The organism is Bordetella trematum (assembly GCF_900078335.1).
GTDB classification, from domain to species: Bacteria; Pseudomonadota; Gammaproteobacteria; order Burkholderiales; family Burkholderiaceae_B; genus Bordetella; species Bordetella trematum.
The window spans coordinates 124,131-140,772 of the sequence record NZ_FKBR01000009.1 but is presented as its reverse complement, the minus strand read 5'-3'; the positions used below and the strand labels follow the sequence as shown (position 1 = coordinate 140,772).

Here is a 16,642-nt window from a genome sequence, read left to right as displayed (position 1 = left end):
TTCCCGGTTTCAGTGCCGCGAATGCCCCGGGTGAAGCGCCGGCGTTTCCTGCGCATGGTCGTGATCGTGCTCATGGACATGGCCATGGTGCAGCAGAGAGGTCACGCCATAGATCACGAGCACTCCCAGTCCGACCAGCAACAGCTGCGGCACGGCGTCCGCCAGGGTCACGCGCTCGTGCATCTGCGGGATGAGATCGGCGACCGAGATATAAAGGAAGCTGCTGGCTGCGACCACCAGCACGTAAGGCACCAGTGTCTGCGCTTCCTGCAGCACGAAGTATCCTACACCGCCACCGATGGCAGTGCATAGGCTGGTGAAAAGGATGAGCCCGAAGGCGCGCTGGCGCGTCAATCCGGCATTGATCAGGACCACGAAATCGCCCAGCTTGTGGGGCACTTCGTGAATGATGATGGACGCCGCTGTCAGCACCCCCAGCATGGGGTCGGTCAGGAAGGCCGCCGCCACCAGCACACCGTCGCACAGGTTGTGCAGCGAACTGCCCACCAGGATCAGCACCCCGCCCCGGCCGGCCTCGTGACGATCATGCCCATGATGATGGTGATGACCATCGTGCTCATGGTGATGGCTGTGGCGCAGCAGGGCTATCTTCTCGAGCACGAAAAAGCCGATCAGGCTGGCCAGCATCAGGCCGAACAGCGTATGGGCGCTGGCCTGCGCCGCCTCGAAGGCCTCGGGCAACAGATGCAGCAGCGCCACGGAAAGCAGCACCCCCACTGACAGGCTGACCATATGGTGCAGATAGCGGGCGAAGACACGATACGCCAGCCAGTGGGCGATAGACACGGCGATCAGGCCGCCGGCGACGGTGGCCAGAATGATCCAGAGCAGCAGCATGGGAATGGGTCGCGCAGGGCGTTGGGCCGTGGATGAGGAGGAGCAGGGAGATAACGCAATATTATATTATTGCAATCCGAGGCGCGGGACAAATGCGCCTGCCTTCCCGCAAGGAGCCCGCCGGCCCGGCGCCCTGCCGGACCGGTTCAGGCATCAATGGGCCTGTTCCCAGTTATGGCCCGCGCCGATTTCGGCCACCAGCGGCACCCGCAGCTCGGCCACCTCGCTCATCAGGCGAGGCACCATCTCGCGCACCCGCCCGACTTCGGCATCAGGGGCCTCAAGCACCAGTTCATCGTGAACCTGCATGATGAGACGGGTCTGCAGCTTCTCGTCGACGAGCCAGTCCTGCACCGCCACCATCGCCATCTTGATCAGATCAGCGGCCGTACCCTGCATCGGCGCATTGATGGCGGCGCGTTCGGCGCCCTGACGGCGCGGGCCGGATGCCGCCTTGATGTCCGGCAGCTGCAAGCGGCGGCCGAACACCGTCTCGACATAACCCTGCTCGCGCGCCAGCAGGCGGGTTTCGTCCATGTAGCGCGCCACGCCCGGATACCGGGTGAAATAGCGGTCGATGTAGGCCTGCGCGGCATCGCGCGTAATACCCAGGTTGGAGGCCAGGCCGAACACGCTCATGCCATAGATCAGGCCGAAGTTGATCGCCTTGGCTGCACGGCGCTGCTCGCTGCTGACCTCGGCCAGCGGCACGCCGAACACCTCCGACGCCGTGGCGCGGTGGATGTCCTCGCCGGCGGCAAAGGCACGCTGCAGGTTCGCATCATCGGAAACATGCGCCATGATGCGCAACTCGATCTGCGAGTAGTCGGCCGATAGCAGCTGCCGCCCCTCGCCCGCGACGAAGGCCTCCCGCACGCGGCGGCCGGCTTCGGTGCGGACCGGAATGTTCTGCAGGTTGGGATCCGAGGACGCCAGTCTCCCGGTGATGACCGCGGTCTGCGAATAATGGGTATGCACCCGCCCGGTGTCCGCGTTGATCATGCGCGGCAGCTTGTCGGTGTAGGTGGACTTGAGCTTGGACAGGCCACGGTACTCGAGCAGCACCTGCGGCAAAGGGTAGTCCTGAGCCAGTTTGGACAACACCTCCTCGTCGGTCGACGGCGCGCCACCGGCGGTCTTGCGCACCACCGGCATTCCCATGCGGCCGAACAGGATTTCCCCCAACTGCTTGGGGGAATTCAGGTTGAACGGTTGCCCGGCCAGCTCATAGGCGCGCTGCTCCAGCGCAAGCATCTCGCGCCCCAGGGCATGGCTCTGGCGACCCAGCTCTTCGGCGTCGACCTTCACGCCGTTGCGCTCGACCACCACCAGTACGCGCGAGACCTCCAGCTCCAGGCGATAGATGCGCTCCAGCCCAGTGTCGGCGGCCACCAGCGGACGCAGAGCATGATGCAGCTGCAAGGTGAAATCGGCATCTTCCGCGGCATAGAACCCGGCCGTCTCGGTTGCCACCTCATCGAAGCCGATCTGCTTGGCCCCCTTGCCGCACAGGTCCTCATAGTTGACGCCGGTGCGGCCCAGATAGCGTTGCGCCAGGTCGTTCAGGCCCACACCACGGTGCGACTCCAGCACGTAGGCCTGCAGCATGGTGTCTTCCGTGACGCCGCGCAGCGTCACCCCTTCGTTGGCGAAGACATGCGTATCGTACTTGGCATGGTGCAGCAATTTGGGACGCGCCGGATCCTGCAGCCAGTCGCGCAGGCGCTCCAGCACCTCCTGCTTGGGCAGCTGCACGCCAGCCTCCGGACCTCGGTGCGCCAGGGGCAGATAGCAGGCCTGCCCGGGCGTGACGGCCATGGACATGCCCACCAGCCGCGCCTGCATCCCATCCAGAGAGGTGGTCTCGGTATCCAATGCCACCAGCTCGGCCTGATTCAGGCGCTCCAGCCAGGCTTCGAATTGCGGCCACTCCGTGATGATCTCGTAGTCGGCCGCCACCGGCGCGGCATGGGCGGCGGCCACTACGCGGGCATCGCCTGCCGGCACGCGTTCGGCATCGCCCGAGAGCTCGCGCAGCCAGGTGCGAAAGCCATAGCGGTCGTACAGTTCGCTCAGGGTCGCGGTATCGACCGTACCCATGGCCAGCTCTTGCGGCGAGGACAGCACAGCGCTCAGGTCACAGTCATCCTTGACGGTGAGCAACTGCCGCGTCAGCGGAAAGTTGGGGATGGCCTCGCGCAGATTGTTGCCCGCCACGCCCTTGATGGAATCGGCATGCGCCACCAGATTGTCGATGGTGCCGTATTCGGTCAGCCATTTGACCGCCGTCTTGGGCCCGACCTTGGTCACGCCCGGCACGTTGTCCACGGTATCGCCCACCAGCATCAGGTAGTCGACGATGCGCTCTGCCGGCACCCCGAATTTGTTGATCACGCCGGCTTCGTCCAGCGTCTCGCTGGTCATGGTGTTGACCAGCGTCACCTGCGGATTGACCAACTGGGCCAGATCCTTGTCGCCCGTGGAGACGATCGTGTGCCAACCCTGCTCGGTGGCGCGCAACGCCAGCGTGGCGATGATATCGTCGGCCTCCACGCCCTCCACGGCAAAGACCGGCCAGCCCAGCGCCCGCACGGCTGCATGGATGGGTTCGATCTGCGCCGCCAGGTCAGGCGGCATGGGCGGACGGTGCGATTTATATTCGGGGTAGAGGTCGTCGCGAAAGGTCTTGCCGCGCGCATCGAAAATACATGCGGCATACTCTGCCTGGTGGTCTTGCACCAGTTTGCGCAGCATATTGATGACGCCGTACAGCGCCCCGGTCGGTTCGCCCTGGGCGTTGCGCAGATCCGGCATCGCATGGAAAGCGCGGTACAAGTAACTCGAACCGTCTACCAGCAACAAGGTTTTTTTCATGGTTATAAAGGCAGAGATGGACACACCCGCCGACAAACAAATTCCGGTGATTATGTCAGAGATACGGGTCGCCGCCGAAAAGCTGGCGGACATCGGCCCGGCCGTCAGCGTCTTCGGCAGCGCCCGCGTGAGTCGTGACTCACCATACTACGCCACCGCCAGCGCCATTGCTGCGGCCTTCGCGCGCGAGGGCTTTGCCGTGATCGCCGGCGGCGGCCCCGGCATCATGGAAGCCGCCAATAAGGGCGCCTTCGAGGCCGGCGGCACCAGCGTGGGGCTGAATATCAGCCTGCCCCACGAAGCGCATCACAACGGCTTCCAGACCATCTGTCTTTCGTTCGAGTATTTCTCGTCGCGCAAGACGGCCTTCTTCATGCACAGCATGGCCTATGTATCGCTGCCGGGTGGTTTCGGCACCATGGATGAGCTTTTCGAGGCCCTCACGCTGATCCAGACCGGCAAGGTGCCGCCAGCGCCCATCGTGCTGGTCGGCAGCGAATTCTGGCACGGTCTGGTCGACTGGATGGCCGATCAACTGCGCGCCAACGGCATGATCGGCGCCCAGGACCTGGATCTCTTCATCATTGAAGACGACCCCGAAAAAGTCGTGCGCCACATCGTCGAGTTCCACCGCAAGCAGCAATCCGAGCAAGCCCAATACGCCCCGTCCCTGCCCGCCTGAGGACGCCCACAAGTTATTCAGACCGATATCTGCAGATCTGAACACAGGGCACGGACAGCCTCGCTAAGGTGATGTTTTCCCCAGCCAGGAAGTTCCATGCCCTTGCGCCGGCGGCGTCCGTGCCGCACCCCTGCCCCCCGCCTTGCCGCCGCGCTCCCGGCGACGCTGCTCTTGTCCTTCTGCATGGCCGGCAAGGCCGTGGCCGCCCCTTCCTGGGACGGCGCGCTGGAGGGCCTGCTCGGGCAACTCCTGCAACAGGAGTACCACCACAGCAGCAGCAGCGGCAGTTCCCAGACCACCACCGTGCGCCTCGGTCTGGGCCAGCCCGGTGACGCACCGGCCTGGCCCATCCCGCCCGACCCCAATTTCCCCGAGCCTGTCATGCCGGCGATACCCGACCCCGCCTTTCCTACGGTCGGCTTTCCCTCAGCCTTCGATTCCCCCCTGGCGCCGGCCGAGCCGCAACGCAAGCTCAACGCCCAGGGCGAAGGCTGGTACTCCAATGTCCAGGTGGATGTCCTGCACCGCCGCAACGACCAGGTCTGCGCACGCTTTGTGCGCGCAGACACCCTGATCATTGCCGGTTGCGTGCGCGCCAATGACCGCATGGCCCGCAACCTGGCGCAGTACCTGCTCGACAAACAGCACCTGCGCGTCTACCTGGACCACCGCGTTCGTTATGCCTCCCTGGGGCGCCTGGACACCTTCCGCATCACCCGCCTGGAGCCCTGACTGCCCCCAGGCGATCCGTCGACTGCAAAAAAAACGCCCCTTTCAGCGAAAGGGGCGTTCTGATTACCGGCTACGAAACGCCTCAGGCGTGTTCACGCGCAGCACGACGGCGCTCATGCTCCTGCAGGTAGCGCTTGCGCAGGCGGATGGACTTGGGCGTGATCTCGACCAGTTCATCATCGTCGATGAATTCCACCGCATACTCCAGCGTCAGCTGGATCGGCGGCACCAGGCGCACCGCTTCGTCGGTACCCGAGGCGCGCACGTTGGTCAGCTGCTTGCCCTTGATCGGGTTGACCACGAGATCATTGTCGCGGCTGTGGATGCCGATGATCATGCCTTCATACAGCGGCTCGCCGGGGCTGACGAACATGCGCCCACGATCCTGCAGCTTCCAGAGGGCGTAGGCGACGGCGTCGCCGTTGTCCTGGCTGATCAGCACGCCATTGCGGCGCTCGCCGATGCTGCCTTCGCGCACGGGGGCATACTCATGGAAGGTGTGGCTCATCAGGCCGGTGCCGCGCGTGAGCGTCAGGAACTCGTTCTGGAAGCCGATCAGGCCACGCGCCGGGATGATGTACTCCAGGCGGGTGCGGCCACGGCCGTCCGGTTGCATGTCCTGCAGCTCGCCACGACGGCGGCCCAGTTCTTCCATCACGCCACCCTGATGGGGGTCTTCGACGTCGATGGTCAGGGCCTCGAACGGCTCACACTTCTCGCCGTCGATTTCCTTGAAGACCACGCGCGGACGCGAAACGGCCAGTTCATAGCCTTCGCGGCGCATCTGTTCGAGCAGAATCGTCAGATGCAGTTCGCCACGACCCGAGACCTCAAACACGGTGTCGTCGCCAGTGTCGCGCACACGCAGCGCGACGTTTGACTTCAGTTCGCGATCCAGGCGGTCACGCAGCTGGCGGCTGGTGACGAACTTGCCTTCACGGCCAGCCAGCGGCGAGGTGTTGACCATGAAGTTCATGGTCAGCGTGGGTTCGTCGATGCGCAGCACCGGCAGACCTTCCGGATGGGCCGGATCGGTCACCGTGGAGCCGATGTTCAGGTCTTCGATACCGTTGATCAACACGATGTCGCCAGCCTCGGCTTCATCAACCACCACGCGCTCCAGACCATCGAACTTCAGCACCTGATTGATGCGCCCGCGTTGCACGGCGCCATCCGGGCCGAAGCGGAAAGCCACATCCATGCCGGTGCGCATGCGGCCACGGTTGATGCGGCCCACGCCGATCTTGCCGACGTAGCTGTTGTAGTCCAGCGAAATGATCTGCATCTGCAGCGGACCGTTGGGGTCGTCATCGCGCTGCGGCACGTGCGCCAGGATGGTTTCGAACAGCGGACGCATGTCACCGCTGCGCACATCCTCGGTCAGGCCGGCATAGCCCGACAGGCCAGAAGCGTAGATCACCGGAAAGTCCAGCTGCTCTTCGCTGGCGCCCAGCTTGTCGAACAGCTCGAAGGTGGCGTTGATGGCGTAATCGGGGCGAGCACCCGGACGATCGATCTTGTTGACCACGACGATGGGCTTGAGGCCCAGGCTGAGCGCCTTGCGGGTCACGAAGATGGTCTGGGGCATCGGGCCCTCGACCGCATCGACCAGCAGCAGCACACCGTCGACCATGGACAGCACGCGCTCGACTTCGCCACCGAAGTCGGCGTGTCCCGGGGTGTCCACGATATTGATGTGGGTGCCTTCGTATTCGACAGCACAGTTCTTGGCCAGAATCGTGATGCCGCGCTCCTTTTCCAGATCGCCCGAGTCCATGACCCGTTCCGCTACGTTCTGGTTTTCGCGGAACGTGCCGGATTGGCGCAGCAGTTGATCGACCAGGGTGGTCTTGCCGTGGTCGACGTGGGCGATGATGGCGACATTGCGCAGGGCGCGAGTCATAGGAGGTCCTTTTGGTTCAAGGTAGCGGGCAGCAAGCCCGCCGGCAATTCATGGAGCGCAAGCAGAGCGGTCTTGGGGTCCGGCATGGCCTGCAACGCGTCCAGCGTCACCGCCCGGTCCAGGGAAAACGGACCGACTTCGGTGCGCCGCAACGCGGACAGGTGGCCATAGCAACCCAGCACTCGCCCGATGTCCTGGGCCAGGGTGCGGATATAGGTCCCCTTGCTGCATGCGACTTCGATCTCGGCCTGGCCCGAATCCCAGGAAAGCAGTTCCAGACGGTGTATGGTCACCTGCCTGGGAGGGCGTTCCAGTTCGATGCCGGCGCGGGCATACTCGTACAGCGGCTTGCCGTCGCGCTTGAGGGCAGAGTACATCGGCGGAATCTGCTCGATGCTGCCCATGAATTGTGACAGTGCATCGCGCAGCGCAGCCTCTTGGACGCCGGCAAAATCAGCCGGCGCCTGGGCGACGATATTGCCGGTAAGGTCACCGCTATCGGTTTCCTCGCCAAAGCGTATCGTCGCCCGGTAGGTTTTGTCGGCGTCAAGCATGGCGCCGGAAATCTTGGTGGCACGCCCCATGCAGCACAGCAGCAGGCCGGTGGCAAACGGATCAAGCGTGCCGGTATGACCGGCCTTGGCCGCGTCCAGCGTGCGTTTGGCGCGCTGCAGGGCGTGATTGCTCGACAAACCCACGGGTTTGTCGAGCAGCAATACCCCATCGAGCGGTTGCCCGCGTCGTTTTGCCATCGTCGGAATCCGGAAATAGAGAAAAAAGCGACGACAGCCCGATCAGGACTGGTCTTCAGGCTCGTCGGGAACGCCCGACTGCGGGCCGCGATTGGCCCGGTCGATCAGCATCGACATTTCAATGCCACGCTCAAGTTGCGCGTCGTGGAAGAAGCGCAGCGTCGGCACAGTGTGGATATGCAGGAGTTTGTACAGCTGCGAATGCAGCCATCCGGCCTTCTCGTTCAGCAAGGTGGCCGCGGCGTCGGGCTCGGCGCCCAACACCGTGAAGTACACCTTAGCATGCGCGTAGTCGGCCGAAAGCTCCACTCCCGAGAGCGTGATCAGGCCAGCGCGGGTCGTGTCGATCTCGCGCTGGATGATCCCGGCCAGATCCTTCTGGATCTGCTCGGCCAGCCGCAGATTGCGGCCGGGGATGGCTTTGGACTTGTGACGGCTCATGTGAAAACAGTTTACACGTGGCTGGATTACAGCGTACGCGCGATTTCCTTGATTTCAAAGACTTCAAGCTGGTCGCCAACCTGAAGGTCGTTGTTGCCGCGCAGGGTAAGACCGCAATCGAAGCCCGACTTGACTTCCTTGACGTCGTCCTTGAAGCGGCGCAGCGAATCGAGCTGACCGGTCCAGATGACCACGTTGTTGCGCAGCATGCGGACTTGCGAATCGCGTCGGACGATGCCGTCAAGCACCATACAACCGGCCACCGTGCCGATACGGGAGATCGTGTAGACCTCGCGCACTTCGACCTGGCCGATGACTTCTTCGCGCTTCTCGGGCGCCAACATGCCCGACATGGCGGCCTTCACGTCATCCACGGCGTCGTAGATGATGTTGTAGTAGCGCAGATCGATGCCGTTGTTCTCGGCCAGCTTCTTGGCGCTCTGGTCGGCGCGCACGTTAAAGCCGATCACCACCGCGTTCGAGGCAATGGCCAGGTTGACGTCGCTTTCGGAGATGCCACCCACGGCGGCATGCACCACCTGAACGCGCACTTCGTCGGTCGAGAGCTTGGTGAGCGAAGAGACCAGCGCCTCCTGCGAACCCTGCACGTCGGTCTTGACGATAAGCGGCAGGGTCTGCGTGCCTTCGCCCAGGTTGTCGAACATGGACTCCAGCTTGGCAGCCTGCTGGCGCGCCAGCTTGACGTCGCGGAACTTGCCCTGACGGAACAGCGCGATTTCACGCGCCTTGCGCTCGTCGTTCAGGGAGATCAATTCGTCGCCGGCGGCCGGCACGTCGGTCAGGCCCTGGATCTCGACCGGAATCGAGGGACCGGCTTCCTGCACCTGCTTGCCGTTCTCGTCCAGCATGGCGCGCACACGGCCGAAGCTCGCACCCGCCAGCACGACATCGCCGCGCTTGAGGGTGCCGCTCTGCACCAGAATGGTCGCCACCGGACCGCGCCCCTTGTCGAGGCGGGCTTCAATGACCAGCCCCTTGGCCGGCGCATCGACCTGCGCCTTGAGCTCGAGAATTTCAGCCTGCAGCAGCACGTTTTCGAGCAGATCGTCGATCCCGGCGCCGGTCTTGGCCGACACGGGCACGAACGGCACGTCGCCGCCGTACTCTTCCGGCACGACCTGTTCGGCCACGAGTTCCTGCTTGACGCGCTCGGGGTTGGCTTCCGGTTTGTCGACCTTGTTGACGGCCACCACGAGCGGCACACCGGCCGCCTTGGCATGGTGAATCGCTTCGCGGGTCTGGGGCATCACGCCGTCGTCGGCAGCCACCACCAGAATCACGATATCGGTCGCCTTGGCGCCGCGTGCACGCATGGCCGTGAAGGCCTCGTGACCCGGGGTGTCAAGGAAGGTGACGCTGCCACGGTCGGTGTTCACGTGGTAGGCGCCAATGTGCTGCGTAATGCCGCCAGCTTCGCCCACGGCAACCTTGGCGCGGCGGATGTAGTCCAGCAGCGAGGTCTTGCCGTGATCGACGTGGCCCATCACGGTGACGACCGGTGCGCGCGAAACGCTTTCGGCTTCGCTGCCGGCCGGGCCGTCGTCCAGGAGGAAGGCTTCCGGATCGTCCAGCTTGGCGGCGATGGCGGTATGGCCCAGTTCCTCGACGACGATCATCGCGGTTTCCTGGTCCAGAACCTGGTTGATGGTGACCATCTGGCCCAGCTTCATCAATTGCTTGATGACCTCGGCAGCCTTGACGGACATCTTGTGGGCCAGATCGGCGACGCTGATGGTTTCAGGCACGTGGATTTCACGGGCGATGAATTCCTGCGCGGCCGGTTCGTGACGACGGTCCTGGCCGCCACGGTTGTTGCGACCGCCACGGCCGCCGCCCTTGCCGCCGGCACGCCAGCCGTCGCGGCTGTTGGCCGGGCCGCCCTTGTCGGCCGGTTTCTTGCGCGAAGCGTCATCAGACCAGGTCGAGGAGACCTCGGCGGTCTTGATGGTCTTCTTGCCGCCCGGGGCAGCCGGCTTGTTGCCGTCCTTCTTGGCGGCAGCAGCCGGTGCGGCGGCGTCTTTCTTGCCTGCCGGCTTGTGCAGCGTACCGGAAAGCGCCGGGTTGGCGGCAGCCGGCTCGGGTTCAGGCGCACGCAGCACCTTGCGCGGACGGCTGAGCATCTCGCGCAGCGCGGCGGCTTCGGCCTCGGCGGCGCGACGCGCCTCTTCGCGGGCACGGTCGGGCGCAGCGGCTGCTGCGGCCGGACGCTGCGCCGTCGGCGTAACGCGCGACTTGCCGGATTCAGCCTTGGGGGCCGCAGCGGGTTGAGTGGATTCGGATTTCGCCGGCGCAGTCTGCGCCTTGGGGGTCAGTTCAGTTTGAGCTTGCACAACAGATTCGGCCCCGGCTTTTTGAGTCTGGGACGCGACAACGGATTCTTTCTTGGCTTCAGGCTCGGCCGACGCGGCATCGGAAGGCTTGCTGGAAGCGGCGGGTTGGACGGGCTGCGGCTGGACTTCGGGCTCGACCGCAGGAGCAGGCTCCGGCGTCGCTGCCGGTGCCGGGGTGGAGGTTTCAGGCGCGGCCGCATCGGAGGCCACCGGCGCCTGAGGCGCGGGGGAAGCTTCTGCGGGCGTTGCAGCCTCGGCGGCTTGCGGCGTTTCCACCGGCTTGGCAGCCGTTTCTTTCACCGCCGGCTCAGCCGGCGTCTCAGCCTGCGCCACCGTTGCGGCATCGACCTTGGGGGTTTCGACGGCAGCAGGCTTGTCGGCCTCGGTCGTCGAAACCGGGGCCTGGGCCACGGGCGGCACCGCCTCTTCAGCAGCAGCACGGGCTTCGGCTGCGGCTTCCGCGGCCAGCTCGGCCGGGTCGCGCTTGACGAAGACGCGCTTTTTGCGCACTTCGACCTGAATGGTACGCGAACGCCCGGTGGCGTCCGCCTGGCGGATCTCGGAAGTTTGCCGACGCGTCAGCGTGATCTTCTTGCCATCGGTCGCGCCATGGGCGCGACGCAGCGAGTCGAGCAATTTCGCCTTGTCGCTGTCGGTGACAGCATCGTCAACCGATTTGAGGTCAACGCCGGCCGCACGCAACTGCTCCAGCAGCACGTTGGCAGGCATTTTCAGCTCGGTAGCGAACTGGGCGACAGTATTACTCGACATTAGGCTCTCTTCCCTATGCAGCTATTTACAAACTTCAACTTGCGGCGGACCTGCTACGCCAGGAGATGGCGCGTTCATTCCTCGTCAAACCAGTGGGCGCGGGCACGCATGATCAGCTCGCTGGCTTCTTCTGCGCTCATGCCGGCGATTTCCGCCAGTTCATCGGTGGCCAGTTCGGCCAGGTCATCGCGGGTATGCACCTCGCGCTCGGCCAGCTTGGCAGCCAGCTCGGGCGTCACGCCTTCCAGCTCCAGCAGATCCTGCGCCGTTTCCAGGCGTTCTTCCTGGGCAATGGCTTCGGTCAGCAGGGCATTGCGGGCGCGGGCACGCAGCTCGTTGATGGTGTCTTCATCGAAGGCCTCGATCTCCAGCAGCTCCTGCAGGGGAACATAGGCCACTTCTTCCAGCCCGGTGAAACCTTCATCGATCAGGATGTCGGCGACTTCTTCGTCGACGTCCAGCTTGGCCATGAAGGTGGCACGCAGCCCGGCACGTTCGTTTTCCTGGCGATTCAGGCTTTCTTCCGGCGTCATGATGTTGATCTGCCAGCCGGTCAGCTCGGAAGCCAGGCGCACGTTCTGGCCCTTGGCGCCAATCGCCTTGGGCAGGTTTTCCTCGTCGACCACCACATCCATGGCGTGCTTGTCTTCGTCGACCACGATGGACTCGACGTTGGCCGGCGCCAGCGCGCCGATGACAAACTGCGCCGGGTCTTCCGACCAGAGCACGATGTCGACCTGTTCGCCGCCCAGCTCATTGCGCACGGCGGTCACACGCGAGCCGCGCATGCCCACGCAGGTGCCAATGGGATCGATACGCTTGTCGTAGGCCACCACGGCGATCTTGGCGCGCACGCCCGGATCACGGGCAGCGGCCTTGATTTCCAGCAGGCCCTGCTCGATCTCGGGAACTTCGTTCTCGAACAGCTGGCGGATGAATTCGGGCGACGTACGCGACAGGATGACCTGCTGGCCACGCGCAGCGTGGTCAACACGCAGCACGAAGGCGCGCACGCGGTCGCCGATGCGCAGGTTTTCCTTGGGGATCATCTCGGTACGCGGCAGACGGGCTTCGATCTTGCCGGTTTCGATGATGCAATCACCCTTGTCCATGCGCTTGATGGTGCCCGAGATGATGTTCTCGCCACGTTCAAGGAAATCGTTGAGCACCTGTTCGCGCTCGGCGTCACGGATTTTCTGCAGAATGGCCTGTTTGGCCGCCTGCGCCCCGATACGACCGAACTCAACCGGCTCGAGCGCCTCTTCGATGTAATCGCCAACCTCCAGGTCGGGATCGATTTCGAGCGCATCGGACAGCATTTCCTGCTTGTCCGGTTCTTGCAGACCGGCCTCGTCAGGCACGACGAGCCAGCGACGGAAACCCTCATGGCCCCCGGTTTCGCGATCGATCGAGACGCGGATATCGGCGTCTTCCTTGAAACGCTTTTTCATTGCCGACGCCAGCGCGCCTTCAAGCGCGCCGAACACGACTTCACGCGTTACGTTCTTTTCACGCGCCAGAGCGTCAACCAACAGAAGAATTTCGCGACTCATCGCTTTTTGCCCTTGAAATCCAGAACGGGATCCAGCTTGGCGCGCTCGACGTCATCGAGCGTGAAGCTCAGCACCTGAATATCGTCCTTCTTTGCCTCAAATTCGAGACCGAATACGGCCTTGCCTTCAGCCGGCGACTCGGCCAGCTGCAGGACCCCGGTAAACACCTTGCGCCCGTCGACGGCCTCACGCAGCTTGACCTCGACCCGCTCGCCCGCGAAGCGACGGAACTCCGCTTCGTGGCGCAAGGGGCGATCAGTGCCCGGCGAGCCCACCTCAAGGCGCTTGTAGTCGACGTTCTCGACTTCATAGACGCGCGACAGCAACCGGGACACCTGTTCGCAATCTTCAATGCGAACACCGCCCTCACGGTCTATCGTCACGCGCAACAAGCCCATCCCGGCACGCTCCACATCGACCAATTCGATGTCCATGCCGGCCAAAGCCTCTTCAGTCAGTGCGAATAAATCAGCCATACGCTCAAAAAAAATGGGCTGCATGCCCAGCCCACTGTGTTGCCCGAACCCCCTCCCGATGCCGCATGCAAACTGCTCGGGAAGCGTGGAACGAACGCTCTGCGACCTTTTCGCCGTTACCCGCGGCCAGGCATTCGCCGGGCGCGCTCCATAGCCGAGTGGGCAACCGCGCAGCGCTTGATTCAGATTTGCCGCATTCGATGCAGATCGATGCCGGCGCCAAAATCCCCTTGCCCACTGCTTACGCGGCCCACATCGCCTCCTCTGCCGCACGCAACGCCTGACGACGTGCCTGCCGCAAAAACCCTGGAAAACCGATGAAGACCACAGAGCAGCCACACAAAGGCGCGCTATGAAAACGAGAGATTTTAACAGATAACCCGGATTTTTTCCTGCCCCATCCGAGGTTTACGCGAGGCGACGGCAATCGCCTCGCTCAGACAGGCTGGCGCCCGCCCGCCTTAACGGTCGCCGCGACCCCCGCGGCCCCCCATAAAGCCCAGGCGCGACTCGTGCGCCGAGGCGCCCTTCGGTTGCCAGTCGTCCCCACGCGCCGTGTTGCCACCGGCAGCGCGACGCGCACGAGGCTTGGCGGCATTGGCCGGTTTGGCCGCCGATTTGGCCGCCGGCTTGCCCCCGGCCTTGGATGCGGGACGTCCGGCCGGCTTACCGGCCGACTTCGGCGCCCCGGCCGGCTTGCCGGCACGACCACCCGGTTTGGCGGCGGCCGCCGCCTGACCCGCGGCCGCCGGCTTGCCGCGACCGCCGGCCGCGCGCTTGGCGCCGCCCGCCTTGCCGCCCGCTGCCGGCGCATCACCGGTGGGTTTGCGCCGGCGTGCGCCCTCAGGCTTGCCTCGGGACTTGCCCGGCGCATCGTTGCCCAGCGGGTGCCCATTGGCATACCCCCCCGTGAACATCAGGCCGGTTCCGAAAGGATCGGACGGGCAGGCCTGGGCCGGCCCGCCGGGCCGACCGCCCTGCAATTTGCCGCGACGACCGATGCGCGCACCGTTCATGCCATTGCGCTCCATCGTGCCAAATCCCGGAGGCAGCGCGCTGTCGTGCGACTGCGGCTGACGCGACTTGCCGCGCCCGCCACCCGCCTCGCCGTCATCGCGCAACAGGCCCAGCTGGACCATCAGCGCAGAAACCAGGGAAGGATCCAACTCCTCCCAGCGGCCACGGCGCAGCGAACGGGGCAGCACCAGATCACCGAAACGAGTGCGGATCAACCGGCTGACCGTCACACCGACCGCCTCGAACATGCGACGCACTTCGCGGTTGCGCCCCTCCTGCAGGGTGACGCGATACCAACGATTGCTGCCATCACCACCCAGGTACTCGAACGAACCGAAGGAGGCCTTGCCATCGTCCAGGTCGATTCCTTCGACCAGCGACTTGCGTTGCGCCTCATCCATCTCGCCCAGCACACGCACAGCGTATTCGCGCTCGGTGCCATAGCGGGGATGCATGATGCGATTGGCCATGTCGCCCGACGTCGTGAAGATCAGCAAACCTTCGGTATTCAGATCCAGGCGACCGACCGACAGCCACTTTCCCGTGCGCAGCTTGGGCAGCCGTGCAAACACACTGGCGCGCCCGCCCGGATCATCGTGGCTGACAATCTCGCCCGCCGGCTTGTGATACAGAATCACGCGCGGCGGCTTCTTGGCATTGCTGCGGGTGATCAGACGACCATTGACACGCACCTGATCGTTGGCGGCCACACGCTGACCAATATGGGCGGGCTCGCCATTGACCGACACCCGGCCGGCGACGATCAGCTCTTCCATCTCGCGGCGCGACCCGATGCCGGCATCGGCCAGCACCTTGTGCAGCTTGGGCATGATGGCATCGCTGTTCAAGTACTTGCCCAGGCGCTGTTCGCTGCGCTCGGCATGCTCCAGATAGGACAACGCCTCATCCGCTTCGCGTTCGGCACCCCGGCCGGCGTCCGGCGCTTCGGTTTGCGTCGCAGCCTGGGCAGGCTCGTCTGCGGCAGCAGCCTCATTGCGGCGACGTCGGAACGGCGTGCGCAGCTTGCGCCCGCGGCTGCGGCCGGCGCCCTCGCCTTCTGCCGCAGCTTGGGCGGCAGGCTGGCCAGCCGGTTCAACGGTGGAATTCTCGTCCTGCATCGTTATCGTTGTATTGGTTGTCACTGGGACAGCTCCGGATTTCAAACTTTGTCGGGCTCGCCTTGCGCAAGCCCATCGTTTTCGTCGTCTTGGGAACGCTGCGGCGCATCCAACTGCTCGACGGCAGCCAGCCGCGTCGGCGGCACTATTTCGGGTTCGGACTGAAGGGGCTCCCATTCGGGAGCCGAAGGCGCGTTCGCCTCATCAGTTTCGGCGGGCGGATGAATCCGATCCGGCTCCAGATCTGGCACCTCGTGGGGCGCCTCGACCGGGGACTCGGTCCCACCTTCGGGGCCGCCGGCGGTATCCGCGGCCTCTGGCAACGCTTCTGCGGGAGCATCGGCGTGCGCCGTCTCTTCCAGGCAGAGTTGGGATTCTACGCCATCCGCCGCCCCCGCGTCAGCGCCGGACACCGACAATGACGCGGAATCGGTCGCTGGCGGCATCGTTTCCCCTGTCGCAGCGGCGATTTCCTCAAGCTGAATTTCGGTGCCGCCCAGGTCCAGACCAGCCAACGCCGCGGCCGCCTGCGACGACTCCAGCGGCGGCAACTCATCCAGCGCCCGCAAGCCGAGGTCATCAAGAAAATGGCGGGTGGTCCCGAACAGGGCGGGACGACCCGGCGCATCGCGATGACCAATCACCTCGATCCAGCCACGATCCTCCAGCGTCTTGACGATCTGGGACGACACCGACACACCCCGGATATCCTCGATATCCCCTCGCGTCACAGGCTGACGCCAGGCCACAATGGCCAAGGTCTCCAGCACTGCACGCGAATATTTGGGCGGACGCTCGGGATTGAGCCGCTCGAGATAGCGCTGCATGGCGGGCCGGCTTTGAAAACGCCACCCCCCTGCCAACTGCACCAACTCCATGCCCCGCCCGGCCCACTGCTCTTGCAGGGTCTGTAGCCAGCCGCGCAATACGCCGGCCTCCAGCGTGCCATCCTCATCCCCGAAGAGCTTGCGCATCTCCGCCAGCTGCATGGGCTGGCTGGCGCAGAGCAGCGCCGTCTCCAGCACGATGATTGCCTCACTATCGTTCATCGGTACTCAATAAAAAAGGTCGATCAACTTGCATCGGATTAAAATTCACGCTATAGTTCAATTCT

Annotated in this window: 12 protein-coding genes; 2 read left to right on the top strand and 10 right to left on the bottom strand. The window is 64.3% G+C overall.

The window, feature by feature from the left end; translation table 11 throughout:
- Positions 1 to 9: 9 nt before the first annotated feature.
- Both A7V84_RS03370 and polA read right to left on the bottom strand, forming a co-directional pair.
- Positions 10 to 858: a ZIP family metal transporter gene (locus A7V84_RS03370; RefSeq protein WP_025512629.1), complete on the bottom strand. Its 849-nt coding sequence runs from the start codon at positions 856 to 858 to the stop codon at positions 10 to 12.
- 153 nt (positions 859 to 1,011) lie between these two features.
- Entirely contained in the window at positions 1,012 to 3,732 is a 2,721-nt protein-coding gene (polA, locus tag A7V84_RS03365) for a DNA polymerase I (protein ID WP_063492486.1), read from the bottom strand.
- Between the two features lie 16 nt (positions 3,733 to 3,748).
- Between polA and A7V84_RS03360 the strand changes: the two genes are divergently transcribed.
- The gene (locus A7V84_RS03360) at positions 3,749 to 4,414 is read left to right on the top strand and encodes an LOG family protein (RefSeq protein ID WP_033534470.1); all 666 of its coding nucleotides are present in this window, start codon (positions 3,749 to 3,751) and stop codon (positions 4,412 to 4,414) included.
- Positions 4,415 to 4,585: 171 nt separating this feature from the next.
- Positions 4,586 to 5,146, top strand: coding sequence for a hypothetical protein (locus A7V84_RS03355; protein ID WP_147297404.1), 561 nt, complete (start codon positions 4,586 to 4,588; stop codon positions 5,144 to 5,146).
- A gap of 82 nt (positions 5,147 to 5,228) precedes the next feature.
- Here A7V84_RS03355 and typA read toward each other — a convergent pair whose 3' ends face one another.
- The 8 genes from typA to scpB all read right to left on the bottom strand — a co-directional run bounded on the left by typA (position 5,229) and on the right by scpB (position 16,577).
- Positions 5,229 to 7,049 (bottom strand): translational GTPase TypA, encoded by a 1,821-nt coding sequence (gene typA / locus A7V84_RS03350; RefSeq protein ID WP_025512632.1) that lies wholly within the window; start codon positions 7,047 to 7,049, stop codon positions 5,229 to 5,231.
- Positions 7,046 to 7,801 carry a tRNA pseudouridine(55) synthase TruB gene (truB, locus tag A7V84_RS03345; protein ID WP_025512633.1) on the bottom strand — a complete coding sequence of 252 codons (756 nt, stop codon included), beginning with the start codon at positions 7,799 to 7,801 and terminating at the stop codon, positions 7,046 to 7,048. The genes typA and truB overlap by 4 nt, the downstream gene beginning before the upstream one ends.
- A gap of 42 nt (positions 7,802 to 7,843) precedes the next feature.
- Positions 7,844 to 8,242 carry a 30S ribosome-binding factor RbfA gene (gene rbfA / locus A7V84_RS03340; RefSeq protein ID WP_025512634.1) on the bottom strand — a complete coding sequence of 133 codons (399 nt, stop codon included), beginning with the start codon at positions 8,240 to 8,242 and terminating at the stop codon, positions 7,844 to 7,846.
- A gap of 26 nt (positions 8,243 to 8,268) precedes the next feature.
- A complete protein-coding gene (gene infB / locus A7V84_RS03335) occupies positions 8,269 to 11,364 on the bottom strand; it encodes a translation initiation factor IF-2 (RefSeq protein WP_033534471.1) in 3,096 nt (1,031 codons plus the stop codon).
- 74 nt (positions 11,365 to 11,438) lie between these two features.
- Positions 11,439 to 12,917, bottom strand: a complete 1,479-nt coding sequence (nusA, locus tag A7V84_RS03330) for a transcription termination factor NusA (protein ID WP_025512636.1) — start codon at positions 12,915 to 12,917, stop codon at positions 11,439 to 11,441.
- Positions 12,914 to 13,393 carry a ribosome maturation factor RimP gene (rimP, locus tag A7V84_RS03325; protein WP_025512637.1) on the bottom strand — a complete coding sequence of 160 codons (480 nt, stop codon included), beginning with the start codon at positions 13,391 to 13,393 and terminating at the stop codon, positions 12,914 to 12,916. Before rimP ends, nusA begins: the two co-directional genes overlap by 4 nt.
- A gap of 461 nt (positions 13,394 to 13,854) precedes the next feature.
- Complete coding sequence (gene rluB, locus A7V84_RS03320) at positions 13,855 to 15,528, bottom strand: 23S rRNA pseudouridine(2605) synthase RluB (protein WP_033534472.1); 1,674 nt, start codon at positions 15,526 to 15,528, stop codon at positions 13,855 to 13,857.
- Between the two features lie 41 nt (positions 15,529 to 15,569).
- Positions 15,570 to 16,577: an SMC-Scp complex subunit ScpB gene (gene scpB / locus A7V84_RS03315; protein WP_025512639.1), complete on the bottom strand. Its 1,008-nt coding sequence runs from the start codon at positions 16,575 to 16,577 to the stop codon at positions 15,570 to 15,572.
- Between the last annotated feature and the right edge of the window lie 65 nt (positions 16,578 to 16,642).

Bases quoted from the DNA above. Each gene is read 5' to 3' on its own strand.
- rimP (WP_025512637.1), bottom strand. From the start codon at position 13,393: ATGGCTGATTTATTCGCACTGACTGAAGAGGCTTTGGCCGGCATGGAC.
- truB (WP_025512633.1), bottom strand. From the start codon at position 7,801: ATGGCAAAACGACGCGGGCAACCGCTCGATGGGGTATTGCTGCTCGAC.
- A7V84_RS03360 (WP_033534470.1), top strand. From the start codon at position 3,749: ATGGACACACCCGCCGACAAACAAATTCCGGTGATTATGTCAGAGATA.
- A7V84_RS03370 (WP_025512629.1), bottom strand. From the start codon at position 858: ATGCTGCTGCTCTGGATCATTCTGGCCACCGTCGCCGGCGGCCTGATC.
- infB (WP_033534471.1), bottom strand. From the start codon at position 11,364: ATGTCGAGTAATACTGTCGCCCAGTTCGCTACCGAGCTGAAAATGCCT.
- scpB (WP_025512639.1), bottom strand. From the start codon at position 16,577: ATGAACGATAGTGAGGCAATCATCGTGCTGGAGACGGCGCTGCTCTGC.
- rbfA (WP_025512634.1), bottom strand. From the start codon at position 8,242: ATGAGCCGTCACAAGTCCAAAGCCATCCCCGGCCGCAATCTGCGGCTG.
- typA (WP_025512632.1), bottom strand. From the start codon at position 7,049: ATGACTCGCGCCCTGCGCAATGTCGCCATCATCGCCCACGTCGACCAC.
- polA (WP_063492486.1), bottom strand. From the start codon at position 3,732: ATGAAAAAAACCTTGTTGCTGGTAGACGGTTCGAGTTACTTGTACCGC.
- nusA (WP_025512636.1), bottom strand. From the start codon at position 12,917: ATGAGTCGCGAAATTCTTCTGTTGGTTGACGCTCTGGCGCGTGAAAAG.
- rluB (WP_033534472.1), bottom strand. From the start codon at position 15,528: ATGCAGGACGAGAATTCCACCGTTGAACCGGCTGGCCAGCCTGCCGCC.